The organism is Actinomadura rugatobispora, from assembly GCF_042656285.1.
In the GTDB taxonomy this organism is placed as follows: Bacteria; Actinomycetota; Actinomycetes; order Streptosporangiales; family Streptosporangiaceae; genus Spirillospora; species Spirillospora rugatobispora.
In genome coordinates, this window is the sequence record NZ_JBHSON010000011.1 from 1 (window position 1) to 23,958 (window position 23,958).

24 protein-coding genes are annotated in these 23,958 nt (G+C 70.4%); 10 read left to right on the forward strand and 14 right to left on the reverse strand.

Going from position 1 to position 23,958, the window contains the following annotated elements; genetic code table 11:
- The coding region (locus ACFPZN_RS09700) for a sensor histidine kinase (RefSeq protein WP_378281501.1) at positions 1-1,278 on the reverse strand (1,278 nt) is incomplete at its 3' end.
- Positions 1,279-1,579: 301 nt separating this feature from the next.
- Here ACFPZN_RS09700 and phoU point away from each other — a divergent pair.
- The gene (phoU, locus tag ACFPZN_RS09705) at positions 1,580-2,242 is read left to right on the forward strand and encodes a phosphate signaling complex protein PhoU (protein WP_378281502.1); all 663 of its coding nucleotides are present in this window, start codon (positions 1,580-1,582) and stop codon (positions 2,240-2,242) included.
- 221 nt (positions 2,243-2,463) lie between these two features.
- Here the strand turns inward: phoU and ACFPZN_RS09710 are convergent, their stop codons facing one another.
- The 3 genes from ACFPZN_RS09710 to mshA form a co-directional block, all read right to left on the reverse strand.
- On the reverse strand, positions 2,464-3,297 hold the full coding sequence (locus ACFPZN_RS09710) for a phosphoglyceromutase (RefSeq protein ID WP_378281503.1): 834 nt from the start codon (positions 3,295-3,297) through the stop codon (positions 2,464-2,466).
- A 32-nt stretch (positions 3,298-3,329) separates the two neighbouring features.
- The gene (locus ACFPZN_RS09715; protein ID WP_378281504.1) at positions 3,330-3,851 is read right to left on the reverse strand and encodes a type III secretion system chaperone family protein; all 522 of its coding nucleotides are present in this window, start codon (positions 3,849-3,851) and stop codon (positions 3,330-3,332) included.
- A gap of 73 nt (positions 3,852-3,924) precedes the next feature.
- A complete protein-coding gene (gene mshA / locus ACFPZN_RS09720; protein ID WP_378281505.1) occupies positions 3,925-5,244 on the reverse strand; it encodes a D-inositol-3-phosphate glycosyltransferase in 1,320 nt (439 codons plus the stop codon).
- Between the two features lie 170 nt (positions 5,245-5,414).
- Between mshA and ACFPZN_RS09725 the strand changes: the two genes are divergently transcribed.
- Together ACFPZN_RS09725 and ACFPZN_RS09730 are read left to right on the forward strand one after the other, a co-directional pair.
- Entirely contained in the window at positions 5,415-6,176 is a 762-nt protein-coding gene (locus ACFPZN_RS09725) for an SDR family NAD(P)-dependent oxidoreductase (protein WP_378281506.1), read from the forward strand.
- A 92-nt stretch (positions 6,177-6,268) separates the two neighbouring features.
- A complete protein-coding gene (locus ACFPZN_RS09730; RefSeq protein ID WP_378281507.1) occupies positions 6,269-8,980 on the forward strand; it encodes a PEP/pyruvate-binding domain-containing protein in 2,712 nt (903 codons plus the stop codon).
- Here the strand turns inward: ACFPZN_RS09730 and ACFPZN_RS09735 are convergent.
- Positions 8,925-9,737, reverse strand: a complete 813-nt coding sequence (locus ACFPZN_RS09735) for a class I SAM-dependent methyltransferase (RefSeq protein ID WP_378281508.1) — start codon at positions 9,735-9,737, stop codon at positions 8,925-8,927. The two genes, ACFPZN_RS09730 and ACFPZN_RS09735, sit on opposite strands and share 56 nt — an antisense overlap.
- A gap of 182 nt (positions 9,738-9,919) precedes the next feature.
- Between ACFPZN_RS09735 and ACFPZN_RS09740 the strand changes: the two genes are divergently transcribed.
- Both ACFPZN_RS09740 and ACFPZN_RS09745 read left to right on the forward strand, forming a co-directional pair.
- Positions 9,920-11,656, forward strand: a complete 1,737-nt coding sequence (locus tag ACFPZN_RS09740; RefSeq protein WP_378281509.1) for an alkaline phosphatase D family protein — start codon at positions 9,920-9,922, stop codon at positions 11,654-11,656.
- A 55-nt stretch (positions 11,657-11,711) separates the two neighbouring features.
- A complete protein-coding gene (locus ACFPZN_RS09745; RefSeq protein ID WP_378281510.1) occupies positions 11,712-11,909 on the forward strand; it encodes a hypothetical protein in 198 nt (65 codons plus the stop codon).
- A 187-nt stretch (positions 11,910-12,096) separates the two neighbouring features.
- On the opposite strand, the gene ACFPZN_RS09750 is transcribed toward ACFPZN_RS09745, so the two are convergent.
- Positions 12,097-12,372 (reverse strand): NUDIX hydrolase, encoded by a 276-nt coding sequence (locus ACFPZN_RS09750; protein ID WP_378281511.1) that lies wholly within the window; start codon positions 12,370-12,372, stop codon positions 12,097-12,099.
- 12 nt (positions 12,373-12,384) lie between these two features.
- Between ACFPZN_RS09750 and ACFPZN_RS09755 the strand changes: the two genes are divergently transcribed.
- Positions 12,385-12,699: a transposase gene (locus ACFPZN_RS09755; protein WP_378281512.1), complete on the forward strand. Its 315-nt coding sequence runs from the start codon at positions 12,385-12,387 to the stop codon at positions 12,697-12,699.
- Between the two features lie 92 nt (positions 12,700-12,791).
- Here ACFPZN_RS09755 and ACFPZN_RS09760 read toward each other — a convergent pair whose 3' ends face one another.
- From ACFPZN_RS09760 to ACFPZN_RS09785, 6 genes are all read right to left on the reverse strand, one after another.
- A complete protein-coding gene (locus ACFPZN_RS09760; RefSeq protein ID WP_378281513.1) occupies positions 12,792-13,682 on the reverse strand; it encodes a hypothetical protein in 891 nt (296 codons plus the stop codon).
- Entirely contained in the window at positions 13,618-16,953 is a 3,336-nt protein-coding gene (locus ACFPZN_RS09765) for a P-loop NTPase (protein WP_378281514.1), read from the reverse strand. The genes ACFPZN_RS09760 and ACFPZN_RS09765 overlap by 65 nt, the downstream gene beginning before the upstream one ends.
- A gap of 73 nt (positions 16,954-17,026) precedes the next feature.
- Positions 17,027-17,509 (reverse strand): XRE family transcriptional regulator, encoded by a 483-nt coding sequence (locus tag ACFPZN_RS09770; protein ID WP_378281515.1) that lies wholly within the window; start codon positions 17,507-17,509, stop codon positions 17,027-17,029.
- A 98-nt stretch (positions 17,510-17,607) separates the two neighbouring features.
- Positions 17,608-17,799, reverse strand: coding sequence for a type II toxin-antitoxin system RelE/ParE family toxin (locus tag ACFPZN_RS09775; RefSeq protein ID WP_378281516.1), 192 nt, complete (start codon positions 17,797-17,799; stop codon positions 17,608-17,610).
- A gap of 196 nt (positions 17,800-17,995) precedes the next feature.
- Positions 17,996-18,184 (reverse strand): DUF397 domain-containing protein, encoded by a 189-nt coding sequence (locus tag ACFPZN_RS09780; RefSeq protein WP_378281517.1) that lies wholly within the window; start codon positions 18,182-18,184, stop codon positions 17,996-17,998.
- Complete coding sequence (locus ACFPZN_RS09785) at positions 18,181-18,993, reverse strand: helix-turn-helix domain-containing protein (protein ID WP_378281518.1); 813 nt, start codon at positions 18,991-18,993, stop codon at positions 18,181-18,183. Before ACFPZN_RS09785 ends, ACFPZN_RS09780 begins: the two co-directional genes overlap by 4 nt.
- Before the next feature lie 106 nt (positions 18,994-19,099).
- Here ACFPZN_RS09785 and ACFPZN_RS09790 point away from each other — a divergent pair, with 106 nt between their 5' ends.
- From ACFPZN_RS09790 to ACFPZN_RS09805, 4 genes are all read left to right on the forward strand, one after another.
- Positions 19,100-19,387 carry a hypothetical protein gene (locus ACFPZN_RS09790; protein WP_378281519.1) on the forward strand — a complete coding sequence of 96 codons (288 nt, stop codon included), beginning with the start codon at positions 19,100-19,102 and terminating at the stop codon, positions 19,385-19,387.
- A 329-nt stretch (positions 19,388-19,716) separates the two neighbouring features.
- Positions 19,717-21,345 (forward strand): AMP-binding protein, encoded by a 1,629-nt coding sequence (locus ACFPZN_RS09795; protein ID WP_378281520.1) that lies wholly within the window; start codon positions 19,717-19,719, stop codon positions 21,343-21,345.
- Between the two features lie 14 nt (positions 21,346-21,359).
- Positions 21,360-22,133: a TIGR03084 family metal-binding protein gene (locus tag ACFPZN_RS09800; protein WP_378281521.1), complete on the forward strand. Its 774-nt coding sequence runs from the start codon at positions 21,360-21,362 to the stop codon at positions 22,131-22,133.
- A gap of 57 nt (positions 22,134-22,190) precedes the next feature.
- On the forward strand, positions 22,191-22,658 hold the full coding sequence (locus ACFPZN_RS09805; protein ID WP_378281522.1) for a universal stress protein: 468 nt from the start codon (positions 22,191-22,193) through the stop codon (positions 22,656-22,658).
- 37 nt (positions 22,659-22,695) lie between these two features.
- On the opposite strand, the gene ACFPZN_RS09810 is transcribed toward ACFPZN_RS09805, so the two are convergent.
- Entirely contained in the window at positions 22,696-23,205 is a 510-nt protein-coding gene (locus tag ACFPZN_RS09810) for an O-acetyl-ADP-ribose deacetylase (protein WP_378281523.1), read from the reverse strand.
- Positions 23,206-23,324: 119 nt separating this feature from the next.
- A complete protein-coding gene (locus ACFPZN_RS09815; protein WP_378281524.1) occupies positions 23,325-23,945 on the reverse strand; it encodes a PepSY domain-containing protein in 621 nt (206 codons plus the stop codon).
- Between the last annotated feature and the right edge of the window lie 13 nt (positions 23,946-23,958).

Consider the following 23,958-nt stretch of genomic DNA (forward strand, 5'->3'; position numbering starts at 1 on the left):
CGGATGCCGGGACGGCGGGGCCTGCGGCGGCCCGTCGCCGTCCGCCGGGCCCGCGGAGGGCGGCTCCCCGTCGAACGGGTCCGGCGCGGGCCGGTCGTCCGGTTCGGGCTCCGTCGCGCGGGCCGCGCCGGGCGGACGGGCCGGCTGGAGCAGCGGCAGCCGGATCGTGAACGTGGACCCCGACCCCTCCTTGCTCCAGACGGTCACCTCGCCGTGGTGCTTGGTGGTGACGTGCTTGACGATGGCCAGGCCGAGGCCGGTGCCGCCGGTCTGGCGGGAGCGGGCCGGGTCGACCCGGTAGAAGCGCTCGAAGATCCGTTCCAGGTCGCCCTCGGGGATGCCGATGCCCTGGTCGGTCACGTTGATCTCGACGTGCAGGTCGTCGCAGCGCCGGGTGGACACCACCACCCGGGTGTTCTCGGGGCTGTAGGCGACGGCGTTGTCGATCAGGTTGCGCAGCGCGGTGACGAGCAGCTCCTCGTCGCCGCGGACCTTCTGCCCCTCCTTGCCGCCGCCGGTCACCTCGATGTTCTTGGACGCGGCCTTGATCTGGCTGCGGTCGATCGCCTCCACGATGATCTCGTCGAGGGAGACCGGGTGCAGCTCGGACAGCGGCTCGTCGCCCTGGATCCACGACAGCGTCATCAGGTCCTGGACGAGGTTGGTCAGCCGCACCGACTCGTGCTGCATGCGGCCGGCGAACCGGCGCACCGCCTCGGGGTCGTCGGCGGCGCTCTCCACGGTCTCGGCCAGCAGCGACAGCGCGCCGACCGGGGTCTTGAGCTCGTGGCTGACGTTGGCCACGAAGTCCCGCCGGATCGCCTCGACCCGGCGCATCTCGGTGAGGTCCTCGGCCAGCACCAGCACCAGCCCGTGCGAGCCGAGCGGCGCGACGCGCACCGCGAACCACCGCCCGTCGGCTCGGTGCCGGCCGCGGGACCTGCCTACCTGTATCTCGGTCTCCCGGATCTCGCCGTCGCGCCGCACCAGCCGGGCCATGGCCAGCAGCTCGTCCACCACCAGCCGGTCACCGCTGACGATGCCGAACGCGCGCGCGGCGGAACTCGCCCGCAGCACCATGTCCTCGGCGTCCACGACGACGGCGGAGGAGCGGAGCACGCTCAGCACCGAGGCCACGCCCGGCGGCAGCCCGCCCTGGGGCGTCGCCGGGACCGCCACACGCTGGGCTCGCTCGCTCACGCGCACCGCCAATCCAGTCGCGAGCCCGATCGCGAGCCCGGCAAGCCCGGCCAGGCCTGCGACAATCTCGACCTCCACATCCTGGATCGTAAGTGCCCGACGGTCCGTTCCTGCACTATGGGGCCTGGTAACGCGGGCGCGTTCGCCCAAAGTTCACCTCTTTATTCGGGTTGGTTCATGCAGGTGGGGCAAGGTGTGCGCTGGGCGAGTCCGCCCGGCGGCCGGACGAGCGCACCACCCTCGTCCCACCCGTACCGCCCGGTTCCGCCCTTGTCTGGGAGAATCTCGGAACCCTCGAGAATCTCGTCGGAATCGTCCGAATCGCCCGAACGCCCTCCTAGCCCTCCAACGCCCTCGATCTCACCCCTGGGGACACGAATTGCGCGACGCCTACCACGAGGAGCTCGACTCCCTCGCCGACAAGCTGGTGGAGATGACCCGGCTGGTCCGCTCCGCGATGGCCCGCGCGGTGACCGCGCTGCTGGACGCCGATCTGCGGCTGTCGGAAGAGGTCATCAGCGGCGACGAGAACGTCAACAAGATCGACGCGGAGATCGAGGAGACCGTTTTCGACCTGATGGCGCGGCAGCAGCCGGTGGCCGGCGACCTGCGCACGCTCATCACCACCCTGCGGATGAGCGGTGACCTGGAGCGGATGGGCGACCTGGCGGTGCACATCGCCAAGACCGCCCGGCGCCGGCACCCCGAGTCCGCGGTGCCGCCGGTGCTGCAGGCCACGGTGCTGGAGATGGGCCAGATCGCGGAACGCATGATCGCCAAGGCGGGCAGCGTGATCGCCTCGAAGGACGTCGAGATGGGCCTGGAGCTCGACGCCGACGACGACGCGATGGACAAGCTGCACCGCCGGCTGTTCGACATCCTGCTGTCGCCCAAGTGGAAGCACGGGGTGGAGCCGGCGGTCGACATCACCCTGGCCGGACGGTACTTCGAGCGCTTCGCCGACCACGCCGTGCACGTGGCCGAGAACGTCGTCTACCTGGTGACGGGGCAGCGTCCGGCGGAGATCGTCGACCTGCCCTGAGGCCGCCCTGCGGGTGCCCCTCGTCCACGCCCGAACCTGGCACGGTCCTGGCACGGTCCCGAGCAAGCGGGACCCCGGCCTGGTTTGCGCGGCGGTACGCGGGTACGCTCAGGCACCGCATGCACCTGCAGGCGCAGGGCGGTCTTTCGCAGGAGCCGCCCTGCGCCTCCAGGCAGGTATTCGTCGTAGGGCCTCCGAGGCTGTTCAGAGCCTCCGGGGCCTTACTTCTTCTTGCGGCCCCGGCCGGCCCTGCCCTTGGCGGGCTCCTTGCCCGGCGCCGGGGCGGACGCGGCGGGCGCCGCGGCCGCGCCGGAGGCCCCCTGGTTCTTGACGGCCTCGATGGCGGCCTTGGCGGCGGCCGGGTCGAGGTACTCGCCGCCGCGCTTGAGCGGGGCGAAGTCGTCGTCCAGCTCGTACACCAGCGGGATGCCGGTGGGGATGTTGAGGCCGACGATGTCGTCGTCGGAGACGTCGTCCAGGTGCTTGACCAGGGCGCGCAGCGAGTTGCCGTGCGCGGCGACCAGCACGGTGCGGCCGGCGGCCAGGTCGGGCACGATCGAGTCGTACCAGTACGGCAGCAGCCGGTCGACCACGTCGGCCAGGCACTCGGTGCGCGGGATCAGCTCGGACGGCAGCCCCGCGTAGCGCAGGTCGTTGACCTGCGACAGCGGGTCGTCGTCCTTGATCGGCGGCGGCGGGGTGTCGTAGGAGCGGCGCCAGGTCATGAACTGCTGCTCGCCGTACTCCTCGCGCGTCTGCGCCTTGTTCTTGCCCTGGAGCGCGCCGTAGTGGCGCTCGTTGAGCCGCCAGGAGCGGCGCACCGGGATCCACAGCAGGTCCGCCACGTCCAGCGCGATGTTGGCGGTGCGGATGGCCCGCTTCAGCAGCGAGGTGTGCACCACGTCGGGCGTGATGTCGGCGTCGAGCAGCAGGTCGCCGCCCTTGGTCGCCTCGCCCTCGCCCTTCGTGGAAAGGTCGACGTCCACCCACCCGGTGAACAGCCCTTCGGCGTTCCACACGCTTTCGCCATGCCGGAGCAATACCAAGGTCGCCATGACACCGAAGCTTATAGGCGGCGACCCGGGAGTCAGCCGTCGGTGCGGTTGGCCGGGTCGGCGAACGAGGCGAACGCCTGGAGGTTGGCCAGGCTCTCCCCGCGCTTGACCCGCCAGTCCCACTCGCGCTGGATGGAGGACTTGAAGCCGCGTTCGAGGGCCTTGTCGAAGTTCTCGTCGGAGTAGGTCAGCACGCAGCCCAGCAGCCGGTCGATCTCGTCGGGGCTGATGGAGGCCAGCGGCACCCGGCCGACCAGGTAGACGTCGCCGACCTCGTCGAGGGCGAAGCCGACCCCGTACATGCGGCCGTTGCGCTCCAGCAGGAACCGGTAGAACTCGGCGTGGTTCTCGTCGGGACGGCGGCAGAAGAACGCCTCGACGTGCAGGCTGTGGTCGCCGATGATCAGCCACGTCATGGTGGCGAGCTTGCGCTGCCCGGGGAGCTTGACGAAGAACGCCCCGGGCCGGGGGGTGTCGTACTCCAGCTCCGACGCCCGCAGCGTCTCCTCGATCACGGCCCCGTGATCCTGGCCGACGTCGCTTCGCTCCGTCATGCTGTCCTCCTTGTTGGGGGACGCCCCCCCACACCCCCCGGCAAAACCGACAGCATGCCCTCGCTTCGCTCCGTCATGCTGTCACCTCCGCGGGAAGGGTGGCCCTGTCGAGATGGGACAAGGCACCGGTATACACCTCCAGGAGGCGGTCCACGGTGGCGTCCCAGCCGAAGTTTCGGGCGTGTCGGACGGCGTGGCGGGCGAGCCGGGCGCGGCGTGCGGGCTCGGCGTGCAGGCGGCTCAGGACGGCGGCGTAGCCGGCCGGGTCGTGGCCGCGCACCAGGATCCCGGACTCGCCGTCCCGGACGGCGGTGCGCAGCCCGCCGACGGCGGACGCGACGACCGGGGTGCCGCACGCCTGGGACTCGACCGCCACCAGCCCGAACGACTCGCTGTGGGACGGGACGACGGTCACGTCGGCGGCCCGGTACCAGTCGGCGAGCTCCCCCTGCGGCGCGGGCGGCTCGAACCGCACGACGTCGGTGATCCCCAGCTCGGCGGCCAGCGACTGGAGCCCCTCGGGACGGCAGCGGGCGCTCCCGCTGGGGCCGCCGACCACGGCCACGACGAGCCGTTCGCGCAGGGCGGGGTCGTCGGCGAGCATCCGGGCGGCGGCGCGCAGCAGCACGTCGGGGGCCTTCAGCGGCTGGATCCGGCCGACGAACAGCAGGACGTAGGCGTCGGGGCGCAGGCCGAGGCGGTGCCGGGCGGTGCCGGTGCCGCCGGCGAGCCGTTCCGACCCGTGGGAGAGCAGGGCCGACTCGGGCTGGAAGAGGGAGAGGTCGACGCCGGGGCTGACGGTGGCGACGCGGGCGGGGTCGGCGCCGTAGAGGTCGATGAGCTCGCGCGCCTCCTCGGCGGTGTTGGCGACGAGCTGGTCGGAGGCGGTGACGGCCTCCTCCTCGCCGGTCACCCGCTCGTCCGGCTCGGGGGTGTCGCCGTCGGCCAGGGCGAGGTTCTTGACCTTGGCCATGGTGTGCATGGAGTGCACGAGCGGCACGCCCCAGCGCCGCTTGGCGGCCTGCCCGGCCTGCGCCGACAGCCAGTAGTGGGTGTGGACGAGGTCGTAGTGGCCGGGGTCGTAGGACGCCTCGGCGCGCAGCACGCCCGAGGTGAACCCGCACATGTGGCGGGGCAGCGCCGTCTTCTCCAGCTCCTCGAACGGGCCGGAGACGACGTTGCGCACCAGGACGCCGGGGGCGAGTTCGGTGACGGGCGGGAGGGCCCGCGAGGTGGCGCGGGTGAAGATGTCCACCTCGATGCCTCGTGCCGCCAGCCGCCTGGCCACTTCCACGATGTAGACGTTCATGCCGCCCGCGTCGCCGGTGCCCGGCTGATCGAGCGGCGATGTGTGAACGCTGACCGTCGCGACCCGGTTGATACGACGCGGCACCCGACACCACCTCCAGTGTTGCAACCTACCGATCGGGGTCGGTGTTCCCCCGATATGGGGCTCCTTTACCTTTCAATGGCCGTTCAGGGTGATTGTCCCGGTCAGCCGGTCGGTATCCGCGGGCGCCCCGGGGGTTCGTCCGCCCGCCGGGGCCTGGGAGGCTTGGACGCATGCGTAAGACGGCGGTGGTGACGGGTGCGAGCAGCGGCATCGGGGCGGCGACGGCCAGGCGGCTGGCCGCCGAGGGCTTCAACGTCGTCCTGGCCGCCCGGCGGCGGGAGCGGCTGGACGCCCTGGCCGAGGAGATCTCCGGGAGCGTGCCGGGCGCGGGCCGGATCGCGGCGGCCACCCTCGACGTGACCGACCAGGCGTCGGTGGACGCGCTGGCGGCGGCGGTCGCCGACTGCCACGTGCTGGTCAACAACGCCGGCGGCGCGCTGGGCCTGGACCCGGTGGCCGAGGCCGACCCGGCGGACTGGCAGGCGATGTACGACAGCAACGTGCTGGGGCTGCTGCGGATCACCAAGGCGCTGCTGCCCGGGCTGATCGCGAGCGGCGCCGGGCACGTCGTCAACATCACCTCCCTGGCGGCGCACCAGCCGTACGAGGGCGGTGCCGGGTACAACGCGGCCAAGCACGCGGCCTACGCGGTGAACGAGGTCATGCGGCTGGAGCTGGTGGCCGAGCCGGTGCGGATCACCGAGATCGCGCCGGGGCTGGTGAAGACCGAGGAGTTCTCGCTGGTGCGCTTCCGCGGGGACGAGGAGAAGGCCGCCAAGCCGTACCAGGGCGTGCCCGAGCCGCTGGTGGCCGACGACGTCGCCGACTGCGTGGCGTGGGCGGTGACCCGGCCGCCGCACGTCAACATCGACCGGATCGACGTGCAGCCGCGCGTCCAGGCCACCGCGCAGAAGGTGCACCGCACCGGCTGAGCCCGCCGCCCGGTTCGCTCCGGTAAGGATCATCCGCCCGTTCCCGGGTATGCGACTCCGAAGAGGGGGAGTTTTCGGGGACGGAGCGCGAGATGACCCAGCGGACCTTCGTACTGCCGCTCGACGACGCCGGAGCCGGTCCCGCCACGGTGGGCGGGAAGGGCGCGATGCTGGCGAGGCTGGCCGCGGCGGGCCTGCCGGTCCCCGAGGGCTTCCACCTCACCACCGACGCCTACCGCTACTTCGTGGACTTCCACCGGCTGCGGGACCCGATCCTGTCGGTGGCGGCGCGGGTCGATCCCGACCTGCCGGCGACGGCGGAGGCCGCGGCGCGGCGGATCGCGGAGCTGTTCCAGCCGTACGAGCCGCTGATGGAGATCGCGGCGCAGGTGCGCTGGGCGTACGCGGGCCTGGGCGAGCAGGACCACCCGGTCGCGGTGCGGTCGTCGCCGCCGCCCGGGACGGTGCCGGAGGCGGTCTCGCCGGCGGACCTGTACGAGACCGTCCTGTGGGTGCGCGGGGAGGCGGCGCTGGTGACGGCGGTCCGGCGGTGCTGGGCGTCGCTGTGGTCGGCCCGCGCCCTGGAGTACCGGATCCGCAACGGCATCGACCACGACGGGGTGGCGATGGCCGTGCTGGTGCAGTCGATGGTGCGGGCGGACGCCGCCGGGATGATGACCACGGTCGCGCCGGGCTCCCCCGCGGCCGGGCGGCGGCCGGCGACGGGCCGGATCGTGGTGAACGCCGCGTGGGGGCTGAGCGAGCCGGTGATCACCGGCCGGGTCACGCCGGACGTGTACACGGTGGAGAAGGGCAGCGGCCACGTCGTCGAGCGGCGGATCGCGGAGAAGACGACGATGACGGTGGCCTCCGAGCGTCCCGACGGCCCGCCGGTGGTGGAGGAGCCGGTGCCCAAGCGGTGGCGGCACGAGCCCGTGCTGAACGACGACCAGGCGGCGGCCCTGGCGCGGCTGGGCGAGCGGACCGAGGCGCTGTTCGGGCAGCCGGTGAGCGTCGAGTGGGCCCTGCACGACGGCTACCCGTACATCCTCGTGGCCCTTCCCGTCACGGGTGGGGCGGAACGCGGCGAGGCCGCGCCCGCGAGCACGGGATTCGCCGAGTCGGCCACGGAGGCGTGGAACGACAGCCTGGCCGGTGACCACCTGTGGTCCAACGGCGATCTGGCCGAGGCCGTCCCGGACGTGATGACCCCGTCCACGTGGTCGCTGGTGCGGCTGTTCATGGACGAGACGCTGGCCGTGCCCCGGCTCGGCGGGTATCGCGCGTACGGCAACATCGGCGGCCGCCTCTACATGGACCTCAGCGTGGCGGCGGCGCTCGCCGGCGCCTCGTCCCTGGGCATGGGGAGGGGCACGCGGGAGAGCCTGCTGGAGGAGTCCTTCGGCAGGCTGCCGCCGGAGGCGGAGATCCCGAGCCTGCCGATGTCGCGGGCGGAGATCGCCCGCGAGGTGCTGCCGAAGGCCGCGAGGGCGGCGCGGCGCGGCCGGGCCCTCCGCAGGCGGCTCCCCGGCTTCCTGGAGTCGTCGCCGGGGCGGTGCGCGGAGCTGCGCGACCGGATCGACCGGGAGGACGATCCGGGCGCCCTGCTGCACCTGTGGGGGCACGAGCTGGAGCCGTTCTTCGTCGAGGCGTGCCACATGCTGGCGGCGGCGCGGCGGGAGGGCGCGCCGCCGGCGGTCGCGCTGCGCCGCGACCTGGACCGGCTGGTGGGCGAGGGCGACGCGGACGCGATGCTGTCCGGGCTGCGGAAGCCGGACGGGCCCGCGCCGGCCGCGCTGGGCCCGGTGGACGGCCTCGCGCGGCTGCACCGCGGCGAGATCACCGAGCCGGTCTACCTGCGCGGGTGGGGGCATCGCGGCCCGCACGAGTTCGAGATCTCGATGCCGCGCACGGCCGAGGACCCGTCGTGGCTGGAGGAGCAGCTGGCGGCCGGGTCGGGCCGGGAGGCGGACGAGCGGCTGCGGGCGCGGCGGGAGCAGGGCCGGGCGGCCTGGCGGCGGTTCCGGGACCGCCACCCGGGCGAGGTGGCCGCGACGCGGCGCCGCGTCGGCCGGTGGGCGCGGGCCGCGCACGACCGGGAGTCGGCGCTGTCGGAGGTGCTGCGGATCTACGCGGTGGTGCGGGCGTTCCTGCGCCGCGCCGGGGAGCTGACGGGCCTCGGCGACGACGACGTGTTCTTCCTGACGATCGACGAGGTCCTGTCCGTGCTGGACGGCGACGCCGGGGCCGCCCAGGCGGACCTGGCGGCCCGGCGCCGCCGGACCCACGAGCGCTACACGGCGCTGGCCCCGTACCCGGTCCTGATCCGCGGCCGGTTCGACCCGGTCGGGTGGGCGGGCAGCCGCGGGCGGCGCACCGACTTCCACGACGCGACCGAGCCGCTGGCCGGGTTCCCGCCCGAGCCGGCCGCCGGCGCCGCCACCAGCGGCCTGCCCGGCGCCGCGGGGGTCGTGGAGGGCACGGTGCGGGTGCTGGACGGCCCCGAGCAGGCCGCGGCGCTGGCGCCGGGCGAGGTGCTGGTCACGGGGGTGGCCGACACCGGCTGGACGCTGGTGCTGCCGCGCGCGGGCGCCCTGGTCACCGATGTCGGCGCGCCGCTGTCGCGGGCGGCGGCGGTGGCCCGGGAGCTGGCCGTCCCGGCGGTCCTGGGCTGCGGGAACGCGACCGTGCGGCTGCGCACCGGCGACCGCGTCCGGGTGGACGGCGAGCGCGGAACGGTCGAGATCCTCAGCGGCGCGGGGAAGAAGGGCCGGCGGGTGCGACTGCTGACCAGGGAAAGGTGACCTCGCCCAGCCGCCATCGGGCCCGCCCGCCGTACGGGGGCCGGGTGATCACCGGCCGGGTGCGGGACAGCAGCGCCACCGCCTCGATCCAGCGGGCGCGGGGGCCGAACGCCGAGTGCGGGGCCGCCGCCGCCCAGCAGCGGTCGAAGTCGGCCAGGAGCGCGTGCACCCGCTCGCCGGGGACGTTGCGGTGGATGAGCGTCTTGGGGAGGCGTTCGGCGAGGTCGGACGGCCGTTCCAGGGTGGCCAGGTGCGCGGCGAACGTGATCGTGGCCGGTTCCTCGGACCCGGCGGGCAGGGTGGCCCAGACGGCGCGGCGGCCGATCTCGTCGCAGGTGCCCTCGACCAGGACGCCGCCGGGGGCGAGCCGGGCGCGCAGATCGTCCCAGGCCCGCCAGGCCGCGGGCTCCTCGTACTGGCGCAGCACGTTGAAGGCCCGCACCAGCACGGGCGGGCGCTCCACCGGGAGTTCGAAGCCGCCGCGCCGGAACGACAGGCCCTCGTACGCGCCGCCCGCCACCACGGCCTGACCGGCCGCGACCCGGTCGGGCTCGATCTCGATGCCGACGACCTCCAGGCCCGGGGCCACCACGCGGAGCCTCGTGTAGAACTCGACCGTCGTCACCGGCGACGCCCCGTACCCCAGGTCGACGGCGAGCGGGGCGCGGGCGGCGCGGAGCGGCCCGGCGGCCTGGGTGGCGGCGATCCAGCGGTCCACGCGGCGCAGCCGGTTGGGCGCGGTGGTGCCACGGGTCACCGCTCCCTGCGGCTTCACGTGGGGTTTGCGCGTGGGGACCACGCTGCGATTGTGCCGTGGTTTGCCGGTTCCGGTCACCGCCGGGCGCCGGACACCTGTTGATAACCGGGTGATCCTTCGGGAGCGTCAGGGTCGATCACTGTTCTCCGTCCCCCGCCGCGCCTCGCCCCCCGGAGGTCCCCGTGTCCGAGGTGTCCCGCCGTACGTTCCTGGGCCTGTCGTTCGCCGCCGCGGTGACCTGGTCGGTCGGCGAGGCGGTGCCCGCCTCGGCCGGGCCGCCGGACGAGGTCGCCCGCCTGTTCCAGGTGCGGAACGGTCTCCGGGCGCCGCAGGTGTTCCCGCAGAGCGTGGCGTCCGGCGACCCGTCCCCCGACGGGGTGGTCCTGTGGACGCGGGTCGCCCCGGATGCCGCCGGACGGGTCGCGTACGAGATCGCCGCCGACGCGTCCTTCGCCGCCCCGCTGGTCCGCGGCGTCACCACGGCCGCCGCAGGGCGCGACCACACCGTGAAGGTGCGGGTGGCGGCGCGGGCCCTGCGCCCTTGGACGACGTACCACTACCGCTTCATCGTCGGCGGCACCGCCAGCCGCACCGGACGCTTCCGCACGCTGCCCGCCCCCGGATCGTCCCCGGCGGGCCTGCGGTTCGGCTACATCTCCTGCCAGGATTACACCAACGGCCACTACACGGCGCTGCGGCACCTGGCCGAGGAGGACCTCGACTTCGTCGTCCACCTGGGCGACTACATCTACGAGACGACCGCCGACTCCAGCTTCCAGGGCGCCCAGGTCCGCGAGATCACGCTGCCGAGCGGCCGGACCACCGCCCAGACCCTCGGCGACTACCGCGCCCTCTACAAGACCTACCGGTCCGATCCGGACCTGCAGCGGCTGCACGAGCGGTTCGCGGTGATCCAGATGTGGGACGACCACGAGTTCGCCAACGACTCCTACGGCGCCTACGACACCGACACCGAGGACGAGGCCGCCAACTACGCGCCCGAGCGGAAGCTGGCCTCGGTCCAAGCGTGGTCGGAGTACTCGACGGCCGGTGCCCGCTTCGACCCGTCCGGCGGGCCGACCGGGGCGCTCACCGCCTACCGGACGCTGCGCTTCGGCGGGCTCATGGACCTGGTGCTGACCGACGAGCGCACCTACCGGTCCAAGCCCCCGTGCGGGCTGGGGCTGCTCGACATGTACGCGACCCCGGGCTGCCCGGAACGGCTGAGCCCCGAGCGGACCATGCTCGGCGCCGAGCAGCGCGCCTGGTTCACCGACCAGATCACCTCTTCCACCGCCACCTGGAAGGTGTGGGGGAACGAGGTGATGTGCATGCAGTTCAAGCTGCTCGACCTCTACCTGAAGCGGCTCTTCCCGGACCTGCCCGCCCGCGCCACGTCCGGCGGGCGCTTCTCGGTGTTCCTCAACCTCGACCAGTGGGACGGGTTCCCGGTGGAGCGGCAGCGGCTGCTGACCGCGTTCCGGGACGTGGACAACCTGGTCACGATCACCGGGGACCTGCACTCGTTCGGCGCCGGGTACCTGCGGCCCGACTTCGACGACCCGTCCCAGGACCCGGTGGGGGTGAGCCTGCTGGGCGGCTCGGTGACCTCGGCGAACTTCGTGGAGATGGCGACGTTCGGGCAGGGCGGGCTGATCGTGCCGCCGGAGACCGACCTGACGTGGGCGCTGCGCGGCAGCAACCCGCACCTGGAGTACTTCAACTCCGCCGCGCACGGCTACGTGGTCATGGACGTGACACCGTCGGGGATCACGGCGACGATGAAGGCCGTCCGCTCGATCCGCACCCCCGAGACACCGCAACTGCTCACGCTGCGCACGTTCCGGGTCGGCGAGGGCCGCCCCAGCCTCACGACCATGAACCGCGGCACCCGCACCTTGGACGGCGCCACCCACTGAGCACCGCTCACGCTGGCTGGCTATAAAAAGAACGAGGTGAGAAGGAGACCGAGCGATGAGCAGCTACACCAAATGGGACCGTGACGCCTACATCGCACGTGTCGGCGGCAAAGAGGAAGCCGAGCGACGCCGCAAGGCGCTCATGGCCCGTCAGAGCAGAGCCCGGCTGGCCGAGGAACGCAAGCGGGACAAGCTCACCCAGGCGCAGCTAGACGAAGAACGGCGCTTTCCGAGTTCCAGCAGCGAGACGTAGGACTTGTCGTTGCCGAGGAGTTCACCGGGCCCGGTCCGGTCGTGGCCGTTGGTGCAGCGGTGGAACCGAAGGATCTTCTCCAGGTCGCCGGTGGTCAGGACGCGCTGGGCTTGTGGGGTGGCCCAACGCCACATGGCATGGACGGTCGGCCGCCGCTCGAGGGCTGGGTCGGGGGTGCCGCCTGACATCACGGGCACATCCTGGCGAACCAGTCGCCGATGGAGCGCTTGTACCCGTCCGGCATGTGCAGGGCAGGGACCTGCGCGGCGGTGAACAGCCCGAGTTGCTTGTGCTCGTGGCTGACCACCGGCTCGATATCAGGATCGAGCACGGTGCAGCCGTAGGTGACGATGACCACGCGCCCCTCGGGCAACGCCTCCGGTAGCGGCTGGTAGATCCACATGTCCAAGAGCGGACCGGCATTGACGGTCCAACCGGTCTCTTCGGCGATTTCCCGCTCCACGGCCCCCTCGGGGTGAGGTCGGACGACTCCAAGCGTCCGCCGGGCAGCTCCCACTCGTCGCGCTCGTTCTTCAAGTTCATCGACGCCCACGCCGACTGGCTGACGGTGTTCTACCTGCCCGCCTACGCACCCGAGCTGAATCCGGCCGAGACGGTGTGGTCGCTGCTGAAACGCTCCATGGTCAACTTCCTTGCCACCGACCTGGACGACCTCGCCGGCATGATCAAGCACCGGCTCAAGATGATCCAGCACCACCCCGGCGTGATCGACGGCTGCCTGCCCCCCACAGGCCTCTCCCTCAACACCACACCCGCCATCACCAATTAACCCTGGTTAGCGAGATCCACCCAGTCCGAACCCGTACGCCGACCCGCTACACCACACGAGAAGATCGAAAGTAACCAAATGCACCCAGCATCTCACCCGCGAAGCGACGCCCAAGTCGCGCCGAGTTGCTTGAGAAAATCCTCGCCGGAAGCACCAGTAATCTCAGCGACGGCGTGCGCGAGATGCAGTGCTGGCACTGCATCTCGCGACCCAAGGACTCGAAGCTCGTCTAGGACATCCAGATAGTCGCACGGTAGCGGATCCATCCGTGAGACGAGGGATCGCTCCGCGAGATCGGCCAACGCGTCCGCCGCCGCCTCTCCTGGCCGTAGAACGTAATTCTTCCACTGGTTCGTAATCCGTCGAGATTGCTCCTTGCGTTGATGCATGCTCAGTCTCAAGCCAAGGTCGGCAGCTACCTTGGTGATTGCGGCTTCCGGACTCTCGCCCACCTTGGCCTGCCAGTTAGCCCGGCGAGTTTGATCGCGTCTTACGATGGCGGCCTTCTGGTTCAGGACCTCCACCGCCGCGTTGAGGGACTTCATCAGTAAGGTGCCGCATTGGTGCCAATCGTCTCTGGTCTCGGGATCCCGCCCCGCGCAAGCGTCTCTGAGCCATCGTTGCGAGCGATCTTCAGCGCCACGGTTGTCGGTGTGCTGGGCCGCGGTGCGCAAGTTATAAACCAGCTGATCGAACTCGTACGCCGCGCCGCTACGCCGGTTACCGATCAGAAATCCAATGTCGAGTTTCCAGCTTTCTCGCCACAACCGGTACGCCACCGACACCAGCCTTGCGAAATCTGCATCGCTGTGCACATTGGTCGGCCACGATTCCAGGAAGGAATTGTCAAATGGCAGCCCCACACAGATGCTTCGGTGGGCCGACAATACGACGCAACGGTTACGAAAATCCGTCACCTCACTTTGCATCAGCCGACCGCCTTGCGACGCCTGCAAACCGGCTGATCGGGTCAGCAAGCGCACCCCGCATATTAAATGCGATATGGAACGCAGGCAAAATCTCGCCCCTTTTTCGGTAATCGGATACCGAAAATCTTATCGGGATGAAGGGTACTTCGATGTGTAGTTCGTTGACCCAGGCGACGCCACGGCGCCCGTCTGGAGTTGCTGAGATAACTCGGCCCGTATATAGGGCTGCGGTACCGTCAGAGTTGGAGGCGAGGTATTTGGAAATGACGCGCGACGATAGGTCGCGTGACTCGTCATCAAGTTGGCGGAAGACCGCCTTTGAGCTCTGGTACTGTCCTCGGTGGAACAGGCTGAGACCGCGCAAGAAATCTCTCCGATACCGGTCGTATCCCCCAGCGTCGGGTATGGCGTCAGCTATAGTCAGGCACTCATGCCAGTCATGTTCGGTGAGTGCGACGATCTCGCGCTCACCGCGTAGGAACCGCTTGCCGGTCTTAGACTCCCAGAACAGGTCGAGCAGGAGCCGTGAGCACCGCCAGTCGGACCGCACCTCGGGTGGCGCCTGAAGCAGGACCTGTACGGCGACCTTTGGCCCATCCCCTTCCGCGCGAGCGCCAAGCAATGCAAGGAAGTAATATGCGACGGGATCGTTGTTGTTGCTGAGCGCGACCAGGTGCTTCGTCTCCATAGCTGGGTCTTCGAGCAACTCCGCTATCTCCACATTACGCAGGTCGTACTTGGCCTGCTGGGAAGGGCTGAGCGACCCAGGGTCAAGAGATGCAAGCGATGCCTGGGCATTGGCCAACAAGTCCAGTCGGTCATGCCCCTGCAGCATTCCGGACCTCACTGCGTTCCGTGTTGTCCAAGCGATGACATCAACGGGGTAGACATTCTCTGGATCAAGAGCGCGGGCCCGCAGTGCCGCCCGGGTTACATCCGTCATGAGAGCGAGCACTTGGGAAGCTGTTGCGTCCTCATCGAAATTTGTCAGCTCAAAGATCTGTGCGCCCTCAGCGCTAGCAAGTTCAACCAACAGATTTAGTCGGGACTGCGGCGATGCGTCGGCGTCCTCAAGCGTGTCCTCAAGCATCCGCTGAACGTCACGCATGAGTTGGAGCCGCTCCGCCGACGCCAGAACGCTGTTCTGCTGTGCCCACATGACGTATTCGCGGGTCAGATTGGCTTCCAACAAGGATAGTCTGGGGTGCGTCTGACCTCGGCTATGCCTTAGCTCGCCGAAAGCGGTCGCGAGTTCCAGATAGTGAGGCGCATAGCGATGATCGTCGGACTGCGGTCCGATCTTCTCCATCAGGTCGGCGATGAACTGGACCTCTCCGCCGCCCCACCGGTCAAAAAGTGGCCGCAGGTTAGTGATCAGCTGGACGGCGACCTCGACCTCGGTACGGATGGACAGGTCCTCACGGGCAAGCAACTCCGCCTCGAGTGGCGTCCGCGAGCCGAGGAACTGGTCACCAGTGTCATCCTCCGTCCAGCGAAAGATATCGAAGCGCTTGACTAGGTCAATAAGCTTACCCGCGCCATCTTTGCCGAGAACGCGCAGCGCCAGTTCAAGGGGGATGCGGAGGCCACGGCGGCCGACTGCAAGGATCATAGAAGTGATTTGCTCTGCCGCACTCCGCTCCTCGAGAGGCAGATTAATCAACTCCGCGTTCGGGCGATCCGACGGCCGCAAATCATTGATGTTGAAGCCCGCTTCGGTAAGCGCGCGCGCGACAGCAGTGAGCCGAGCCTCGCTATTATTGGAAGCGGTCATGGAGAGCTTCTCCAGCTCGATCTCGGCCGCCCGCGCCTCCTGAACGAGCCCAAGTCGCAAGCCTCGCTCGGTCTCAGGGAGCAGTCGGTAGAGCAGCGCGAGGAATGAGGAGTCGAGACCTTCCATGAGGTTGCCGGGAATGGGGATATCGAAGTCTGACAACCATTGCGTCATCCTTCGAAATTCCTCCGGGTTAAGGGTCGGTTCGACACGGATAATGCTGCGTCGCTTGTGGGCCGGCGGCGGCAGATAACTGCTGCCGACGATGAGGACTCGCTGCCCCCGCGAGCTAAGCTGTCGCTGGAGCAAGTAGTACTCATCAACGTCAACCATGCCGTCCCAGACCAGCAGCGTCGGCAGTCCGTGGCTCTGATCCGCCCACGATGCGAAGGCCTCGATGGCAGCCAACGTTGGCCGCTCGCCACGCACCGACCGATGCAGGACCGCAGCTTCACCGGAACGCGCTACCTCAAGGGCGAGTGCGCACAGCGCGATTGTCTTTCCAGTCGCGGTTTGCCCTGCAACGATAAGGGGCTCAGGAAGCCCCAACTCGTCAAGGGCCGATTGCACTCGGTGCAACAACTTGGACTCGAAGTCACGGGTCAGGTTGTAGCCACTGGCCACAGCCTTCCACTGTGGTTGCCCTTCGCCAGAACCGAGAAAATGCCGGAATCGCTCATATCTCATCGCTGATGAGGCCGATGTGAAGGGTTCGAGAAGTTCTGTGTTGACGGGTCGGGCAGCAACAACCACGCGATTCCACGTATCAATATCCACCTCAGCAAAGGTGTCGCCAACGGGGATGAACCGTCCCCCGCGCGCGTTCCGTCCGGCGTCGAGCCGCTGAAAGCGGCCAGAGTCCTCCAGCGCTGAGAGCACAGCGTTGAAGCTCTCACAATGCGTGATAAGCACCCCACGCTCTTGAGCAGCACGGATGAAGGGATTGCCGAGCAACTCGTCGGTGGCCGAGAACAGGTGCGCTTGTCCGGCCTGCAGCCGGGTCGCGAAGGTAAATAGCTCCTGTGGTCGCAACCAGTCGTCCGCGCGGTAACCATCAATGATGAGTACGCCTCGAGGCGTGATGATAGTGTCCGCGAGGGCGTTCAATATCTCAGCAGCCCTGGCCCGCGATTCCACCTCAGCGACAGCGTCGGTAGGTGGCCGCTCCTCCTCCGGCAGTCCCAGACCTCCGAACAGATGGCGCAACTGCAGTGATGTTGCCGACCTGGGGTGTCTGCCAAGCTGCGGTTGTCCGGTCGGATCTACCCTGCGCCAGTCCCGCTGGAACAGCCCATACAACCCGGAGTCTATGCGTGACGTGAACACGCCGTTCCATGGATAGTCGGCCGCGTCCGCCAACCACTGCGGTGCGGGCTGCCTCATCACGGTCCGGTCATAGTCGACATAAGCCGCATGAGCCGCCTCGGCATGCGAGCCAACGAGAGCAGGGTCCGGAACCGTTGGGACGAGATCGTCGATCGCCTGCCCGAGCAGCAGGAATGTCGGCCCCTCGACAAGGCGTCGAAGCAGTGTTGCGATCGCGGGTTCCATGCAACCGAGAGTAACGCGCTACCACGCATATTTCGTGATGCTGGCCGGATCCGATGCCTCCGGCTAGCGCGAGCTACTCGAGGACCTTGCTGTGGCTCTCCCCATGGCAGTCATTAGGTGCTGCATTCCCAGGCATCGATGCTCGACTCTGGAGCGGCTGTGTCACGATCGCAGAGCCGTGCGCCGTGGCTGGACTGGTGGCTGCTGTTGCTGTCAGCCTTCGCGGTTCAGGCGAGCTTGATGGAGTGGGGCCGACGCTGACGGTGATGTCCACGTGCCGGCCGAGCGCGGTGGCGTAGGCGCGGAGCGTCTCCAACTCCATCGCTTCGATGTCGCCGTTCTCGAGCTGGGATACCCGGGACTGTGAGGCTCCGAGGATCTGGGCGACCTCGGCCTGCGTCTTACCGATGGCCTTGCGAAGTTCCTTGCGGTGGTGTCCGGCGACATGGGCGTCCAGTTCGGCGCGTGCCTGGGCCTGGCGCTCGGGATCTGCCAGCCCGGGATTGCAGCAGTGTGCTTCGGCCTTGATGTCCTGCCAGCGGTGTCCGCTGCTCATCGTCTGGCCTCCTTCTGCTTCGCGGCCCGAGACTCGGCGTAGCGGGCCACGACCAGTGAGATGGCCTCGTCGTACCAACGGGCCGCTGCCCGGCCTTGTCACCGACTACGAGAAAGATCGCGGCACGGTCGGGGGGTGAAGATAAACAGCACCCGGATCTCTGACCGGCCACGGCTTCCGGGACGTAGCTCCTTAAGGTAACGCAGTTCGCTGTGTTCCAGGGTGTCGACGAGCGGTCGTCCCAGCGTCGACCCGACCGCGGCCAACCTGTCGATAACTTGCTCGATCAACGCTGCGGTGTCCAGGTCGGACTCGCACAGCTTTCGGCAGCCGGACCGGGGTGGCTCCGCGCAGGGCTGGCTGCTCGGAACCCTGCACGCGTCGCCGGAGACCGCACCTCTGGGACGAGGTCGAAAGTGCGTACGTTCAACCGCGGCTCGTCCGTCTCATCCTTCTCGGCGGGACGGGGTTGTGGCGTCTCTGGGACTACAGGTCGAGCTTGCCATCCTTGACCTCGCGGAGCAGACCGGCGAAGGACTCGACGGGCAGCGCCAGCCTGGGCCCCTCCGGGTCCTTGGAGTCGCGCACGCCGACACGGGCGTCCAGCCTGGCCACCTCGACGCAGGCCCCGTTGACGCTCCCCTCGCTACGGCTGGACTTACGCCACCTGATCATCTGAATCCCTCCATGATTTCCCGGATCAAGGCCAGGGACGCGTGCTTGGACTCCGCGACGTCTCCGATCCGGCGAAACCATACTTCGTATTGGGCCGTCTCCGACGCATCCCTCACAAGTCGACCAGGGCCGAGCGTCTCGGTGTAGGGAATGTCCTCGTTGCCCACCCTATACAGCTCGAACGCTCCATCTCGCCCTACATGTCCACCCGCGGACCGCCGGACGATCCTGACCGTCCACTCCGGGGACTCCGCCAATTCCAGGAGGCGAGCGAGTTGGGCTCGGTGGACATCTCGACTCCCCACTTGGTGCTCGAGCGCGTCTTGGTCTATGAGCAGCCACACCAGTGGAGGGTGGTCCCGTTCGAGGATCTTCTGGCGCTCCATGACCGCCCTGACCGCCTGCTCCACGTCCTGCCGCCCGCCCTCGACGAAGACGGCGCGGGCGTAGTCCTCGGTCTGGGCGAGGACGGGGATCCAGCCGAGGGCCCAGATCCGGATCTGGCCGGCCGTGGATTCGCTCGCCGCGCGCTCTTCCCTCCACTCGGAGGAATGTCGCGACTTCGCCCATCTGATGATCCTCCCGAGCAGGCCACCCGTGGTCCAGGCACGATCGATCCTGTCCGCCGCATCCTCCTGGAGCCTGCACTCACCCGCCTCAATTTTTGAGATCAGCGAGCGATCCCGGCCGATGATGTCCGCGATTTCTCTGTGGCCGGCATTCCTTTCCTTGCGAAGTCTGTGCAGCTCAACGGCCGCCCAGTCGTACATGTCGTGGTCGGGGTCGAGGCGGCGGGGGGTGCCGGACATGGACTCTCCCTGGTCGCGGAGGGGGTGAGTTTCATGAGTTCACCTTCCGAAGGTACGGGTTGGCGGGGCAGTCTGTGGCGCAGAACACAGAACGGGGAGTGATCGCATGACTGCGAAGGATTACCGGAATGAGGCGCCGTTCATCAGCCCTCAGGACCCGCTGCCGGAGGTGCCCGAGCCGCAGGGGCGATGGGGGGAGCCGTTCATCACCTATCGGGGACGCGAATCGGTCTGGACGGCTTGGCGGCGCCACGCCCTGACCCCCGCCGAGATCGAGGCCGGGCTGGTCCGGAACGTCATCGGCAGCACCGAGGAAGAGGTCAGGGAGAAGATCCGCGAGGCGGATGGCAAGGCCGATGAGCTGTCGCCCTCGTACCGGGGCCCGGCCCGATGAGGCCCCTGGGAACCGCCTTGATGGAGGGCGTCACGTGGATTCTTGTTCTGGCTGCCGCGTTCTCGTTCGCGGGCGGCCTGGTCGGCGCCTGGTTCCATGCGCGGTTGCATCGCTGCCGTCCGGGCCGTCACGAGATCCGGCCGGACGGGCGCCCTCCGCGTCCTGTTTCCCAAGGTCCGGTCACGGCCGCGGGTCGGGGCGAGATGCCCCCTGTCTCTCCCGTCCCCGGAGGGTCCACCTACACGTCTCCGAGGGTATGGCGGCCCCGCTGAACGGGATTCGGTAAGCGGTCCATTACGGTGATCCCACGCGTTCCGGGAGGAGAGCCGATGCCGCAGCTCGACCTGGCCACCCTGCACGAGGCGATCGCCGCCGCCGTGCCCGACCGCGAGTGCCTGGTCTGGCGCGACCGCAGGATGACCTGGCGCGAGGTCGCCGAGCGGACCCGGCGGCTGGCGCGCGTCCTGCACGGCCACGGCCTCGGCCTGCGCGGCGACCCGGCCGCCGTCCGGCCCTGGGAGTCGCCGCACGACCACCTGGCCCTCTACCTGCACAACGGCCCGGAGTACGTGGAGGGGCTGCTGGGCGCGCACAAGGCGCGGGTAGCCCCGTTCAACGTCAACTACCGGTACGTGGACGACGAGCTGGCGCAGCTGTTCGACGACGCCCGTCCCCGGGCCGTGCTGTACCACGCCCGGTTCGCCGATGTGATCGGCCGGGTCGCCGCCCGCCTGGACCCGCCGCCGCTACTCCTCCAGGTCGCCGACGACTCGGGGAACGCGGTGCCGCCCGGCGCCTTCGACTACGAGGCCGCGCTCGCCGCGGCGTCGGCCGAGTCACTGGAGGCCGAAGGGGTCCGGCCCTGCCCCGACGACCTGCACATCCTCTACACGGGCGGCACCACGGGCCTGCCCAAGGGCGTGCTGTGGCGGATCGGCGACCTGATCGCGGGCCCGCTCGGGATGCGCGACCGCGCGAACGTCCCGATCGGCGATCTCGGCCGGGCCGTGGAGCTGGCCGCCAAGGCCGACGCGCGGGTGCTGGTCGGGCCGCCGCTGATGCACGGCGCCGGGACCTGGTCGGCGCTGGGCGGCTGGTGCGGCGGCGCGACCGTGGTCTTCCCGGACCGGGTGGACGGCCTGGACGCCGACGGCCTGCTGGCCACCGCCGCCCGCGAGCGCGTCACCCGGATGCCGCTGGTCGGCGACGCGTTCGCGCGGCCGCTCGCGGACGCCGTGGAGCGCGGCGACCACGACCTCACCGCGCTCCGCACCCTGATCAACTCGGCGGCGGCGATCGACCCCGGGGTGGAGCGGCGGCTGCTGGCCGGGATGCCGAATGCCAGGATCACCGACGTGCTCGGCTCCTCGGAGTCCGGTTTCGCGGTCACCCGGCGCGGCAGCGGGAACCGGCCGTTCCGGCCCGCGCCCGGCTCCGCGGTCCTCAGCGCCGACCGCACGCGGCGGCTGACGCCCGGAGACGGCGGGGAGCTGGGCTGGCTGGCCAAGGGCGGCGCGATCCCGCTCGGCTACCTCGGCGACCCGGAGCGCACCGCCGCGACGTTCCTCACGGTCGGCGGGGAGCGGGTGGTCGTCCCGGGCGACCGGGCCCGGCTGCTGGCGGACGGCATGATCGAGGTGCACGGCCGCGAGGCCACCGTGATCAACACCGGTGGCGAGAAGGTGTTCGCGGAGGAGGTGGAGGCGGTGCTGCGCGGCCTGCCCGGGGTGACCGACGCGCTGGTGGTCGGCCGTCCCAGCGAGCGCTGGGGGACCGAGATCGTCGCGGTGCTGCGGCCCGCGGGGGCGCCGGACGACGCCGCGCTGCGGGCGGCCTGCGCCGAGCGGCTGGCGCGCTACAAGATCCCGAAGGCGTTCGTCCGGACGGACGAGTCGCTGCGGCTGCCCAACGGGAAGGCCGACTACCCGGCGGCCCGCGCCCTGGTCCCCCCGGCGTAGGAGATCCTTGCCCCATGCCCGACCTCAGCACCCTGCTCGCCGACCTGGCCGCCGAGGGCGACTCCCTCGACGCGCTGGTGGCCCCGCTGCCCGACTGGACCGTGCCGACGCCCGCCGCGGGCTGGACGGTCGCGCACCAGATCTCCCACCTGGCCTGGACGGACCGCCAGGCCGTCATCGCGGCCACCGACCCGGACGCCTTCGGGGAGATCCTGGCGGCGGCGAGGGCCGAGCGGTTCGTCGAGGAGGGCGCGGCCGAGGGCGCCGCGGAACCGCCCGCCGCGCTCCTGGAACGCTGGCGCACGGGGCGGCGAGAGATGGCCGCGGCGCTGGCGGCCGTTCCGGCGGGGGCGCGCCTGCCGTGGTTCGGGCCGCCGATGGGCGCCGCGTCCATGGCGACCGCGCGGCTCATGGAGACGTGGGCGCACGGCCAGGACGTGGCCGACGCGCTCGGCGCCGTCCGCGCGCCCACCGCCCGGCTCCGGCACGTGGCGCACATCGGCGTCCGCACCCGCGACTTCGCCTACCTCAACCGCGGCCTGGAGGCCCCGGCCGACGCGTTCCGGGTCGTCCTGACCGGGCCGGACGGCGAGGAGTGGACCTGGGGCCCCGAGGACGCCGCGCAGTCGGTGACCGGGCCCGCGCTGGACTTCTGCCTGCTGGTGACGCAGCGCCGGAACCGCGCCGACCTGGCCGTCACCGCGCGCGGCGCCGACGCCGACCGCTGGCTCGGCCTGGCCCAGGCGTTCGCGGGCCCGCCCGGCGGAGGGCGCCCGCCGAGAGGTTGACCGCGATTTGTCCGTCATGGCGTTCCGCCTTAGGCACCCTCGGACATGTCAGGGGATATGACCATCCTCATCGCCTACGACGGATCCGCCGACGCCCATGCCGCCATCGCCTACGCCGGCGGCCATGTCCGGCCGGAACCGGCCGTCGTCGTGACCGTGTGGGAGCCGCTGCTGACCCAGCTGACCCTGTCGGCGCTGGCCACGAGCGCGACGGCGGTGCCCCTGCCGGACGAGGGCGAGCAGTGGGAAGAGGAGCGCCAGGCCACCGGGGTCGCGCGGGAGGGCGCCGGGCTCGCGGCCGCCGCCGGGTTCCCCGAGGCCACGGCGCGGGCCGAACGCGGCAACGGGCCCGTCTGGGCGGCGATCGTGGACGTCGCCGAGGAGATGGACGCCACCCTCGTCGTGATCGGCTCGCGCGGCCTGTCGGCGGTGAAGTCGGTGCTGCTCGGCAGCGTGTCCAACCGCGTGCTGCACCACGCCCGGCGCCCCGTCCTCGTGGTGCCGCCCGGCCCCGGGGACGGCTGAGCGCCCCGGAGACCGGGCGGAGAGGCCCGCGGCGGGGTCAGGGCGAGATGGCGCGCTCGAACGCCTCGAAGGCGTCCTCGGTGAACAGCACGAACCGGGCGTCGTTGATCTTGGTGGGGGTGGAGCGGACCGTGCCCACCGCGATCCGCGCCGCGTCCTCCACCGGCCACCCGTAGATGCCCGCGGACACGGCGGGGAACGCGATCGACTCGATGCCCAGCTCGTCGGCGACCCGCAGCGCCTCGCGGTAGCAGGAGGCCAGCTGCTCGGAACGGTCCTCGGCGGCCGAGTAGACGGGGCCGACCGTGTGGATCACCCAGCGGGCCGGCAGCCGGCCCGCCGTGGTGGCCACCGCCTGCCCGGTCGGCAGGCCGCCCCCGTAGTGCGAGGCGCGCAGCCTGCGGCACTCGTCCAGGATCTCCGGGCCGCCCCTGCTGTGGATGGCGCCGTCGACGCCGCCCCCGCCCAGGAGCGAGGAGTTGGCGGCGTTCACCACCGCGTCCACCTGCTGCTCGGTGATGTCCCCCTGGACGAGACTGATCCGCATACCCCGTGACCTCCTGTCGGCCGAGCCCTGACGCGAAACCGGGCGCGCAATGCTGGAACCTGCTCAGTGGAGACGAAAAGTAAACCCGTGTCCAGTCAGGGCCCGGTCAGAACCGGCGGTCAGTCGTCGTCGCCGTCGTCGTCGGTGTCCGCGGTGTCGGCCGTCACCTTGCCGGACGCGGCGTCCACGTTCAGTTCGCGCTCCTTGCCGTCCGCGCCGGTCACGTCGACCTGCCAGTATCGGCCATCTTCGAACTCGACGGAGGTGACCGTGCCGGGGGCGGTCTTCAGCGCGGCCTGGACCGCGCGGGCGGCGTCCAGCTTGGCGCCCTTGAGGCCGGTGGCCTCCGCGGCGTCGTCGCCCCGGTCGTCGTCGCCGTCGTCGTCCTTGTCGTCCTTGTCCGCCCGGTTGGCGATCACCTTGCCGGTGGTCGCGTCCACGGTCACCTCGCGCCGGGCGCCGCCCTGGTCGGCCAGCACGTCGGCGTCCCAGACCACCCGGTCGCGGTCGTCGTCGTCGAGTTCCAGCGACTCGATCCGGCCCGGGACCGCCTGGAGCGCGGCCGCCGCGGCCCGCTCGGCGGTGATCTTCACATCGGCCACCCGGACGCCCGCGACGCGGTCGTCCCGGCCTTCGCCGTCCCGGCCGCCCCGGTCGTCGCCCTGGGCCGCGAAAGCGGCGCCCGCTCCCCCGGCGGCCAGCACTCCCGCCGCGACGACCGTCACCAGAATCCTCCGCATGATCCCTCCCGTG

Bases quoted from the DNA above. Each gene is read 5' to 3' on its own strand.
- ACFPZN_RS09710 (WP_378281503.1), bottom strand. From the start codon at position 3,297: ATGGCGACCTTGGTATTGCTCCGGCATGGCGAAAGCGTGTGGAACGCC.
- ACFPZN_RS09715 (WP_378281504.1), bottom strand. From the start codon at position 3,851: ATGACGGAGCGAAGCGACGTCGGCCAGGATCACGGGGCCGTGATCGAG.
- ACFPZN_RS09725 (WP_378281506.1), top strand. From the start codon at position 5,415: ATGCGTAAGACGGCGGTGGTGACGGGTGCGAGCAGCGGCATCGGGGCG.
- ACFPZN_RS09730 (WP_378281507.1), top strand. From the start codon at position 6,269: ATGACCCAGCGGACCTTCGTACTGCCGCTCGACGACGCCGGAGCCGGT.
- ACFPZN_RS09745 (WP_378281510.1), top strand. From the start codon at position 11,712: ATGAGCAGCTACACCAAATGGGACCGTGACGCCTACATCGCACGTGTC.
- ACFPZN_RS09765 (WP_378281514.1), bottom strand. From the start codon at position 16,953: ATGGAACCCGCGATCGCAACACTGCTTCGACGCCTTGTCGAGGGGCCG.
- ACFPZN_RS09770 (WP_378281515.1), bottom strand. From the start codon at position 17,509: ATGAGCAGCGGACACCGCTGGCAGGACATCAAGGCCGAAGCACACTGC.
- ACFPZN_RS09780 (WP_378281517.1), bottom strand. From the start codon at position 18,184: ATGATCAGGTGGCGTAAGTCCAGCCGTAGCGAGGGGAGCGTCAACGGG.
- ACFPZN_RS09785 (WP_378281518.1), bottom strand. From the start codon at position 18,993: ATGTCCGGCACCCCCCGCCGCCTCGACCCCGACCACGACATGTACGAC.
- ACFPZN_RS09790 (WP_378281519.1), top strand. From the start codon at position 19,100: ATGACTGCGAAGGATTACCGGAATGAGGCGCCGTTCATCAGCCCTCAG.
- ACFPZN_RS09795 (WP_378281520.1), top strand. From the start codon at position 19,717: ATGCCGCAGCTCGACCTGGCCACCCTGCACGAGGCGATCGCCGCCGCC.
- ACFPZN_RS09800 (WP_378281521.1), top strand. From the start codon at position 21,360: ATGCCCGACCTCAGCACCCTGCTCGCCGACCTGGCCGCCGAGGGCGAC.
- ACFPZN_RS09805 (WP_378281522.1), top strand. From the start codon at position 22,191: ATGACCATCCTCATCGCCTACGACGGATCCGCCGACGCCCATGCCGCC.
- ACFPZN_RS09810 (WP_378281523.1), bottom strand. From the start codon at position 23,205: ATGCGGATCAGTCTCGTCCAGGGGGACATCACCGAGCAGCAGGTGGAC.
- ACFPZN_RS09815 (WP_378281524.1), bottom strand. From the start codon at position 23,945: ATGCGGAGGATTCTGGTGACGGTCGTCGCGGCGGGAGTGCTGGCCGCC.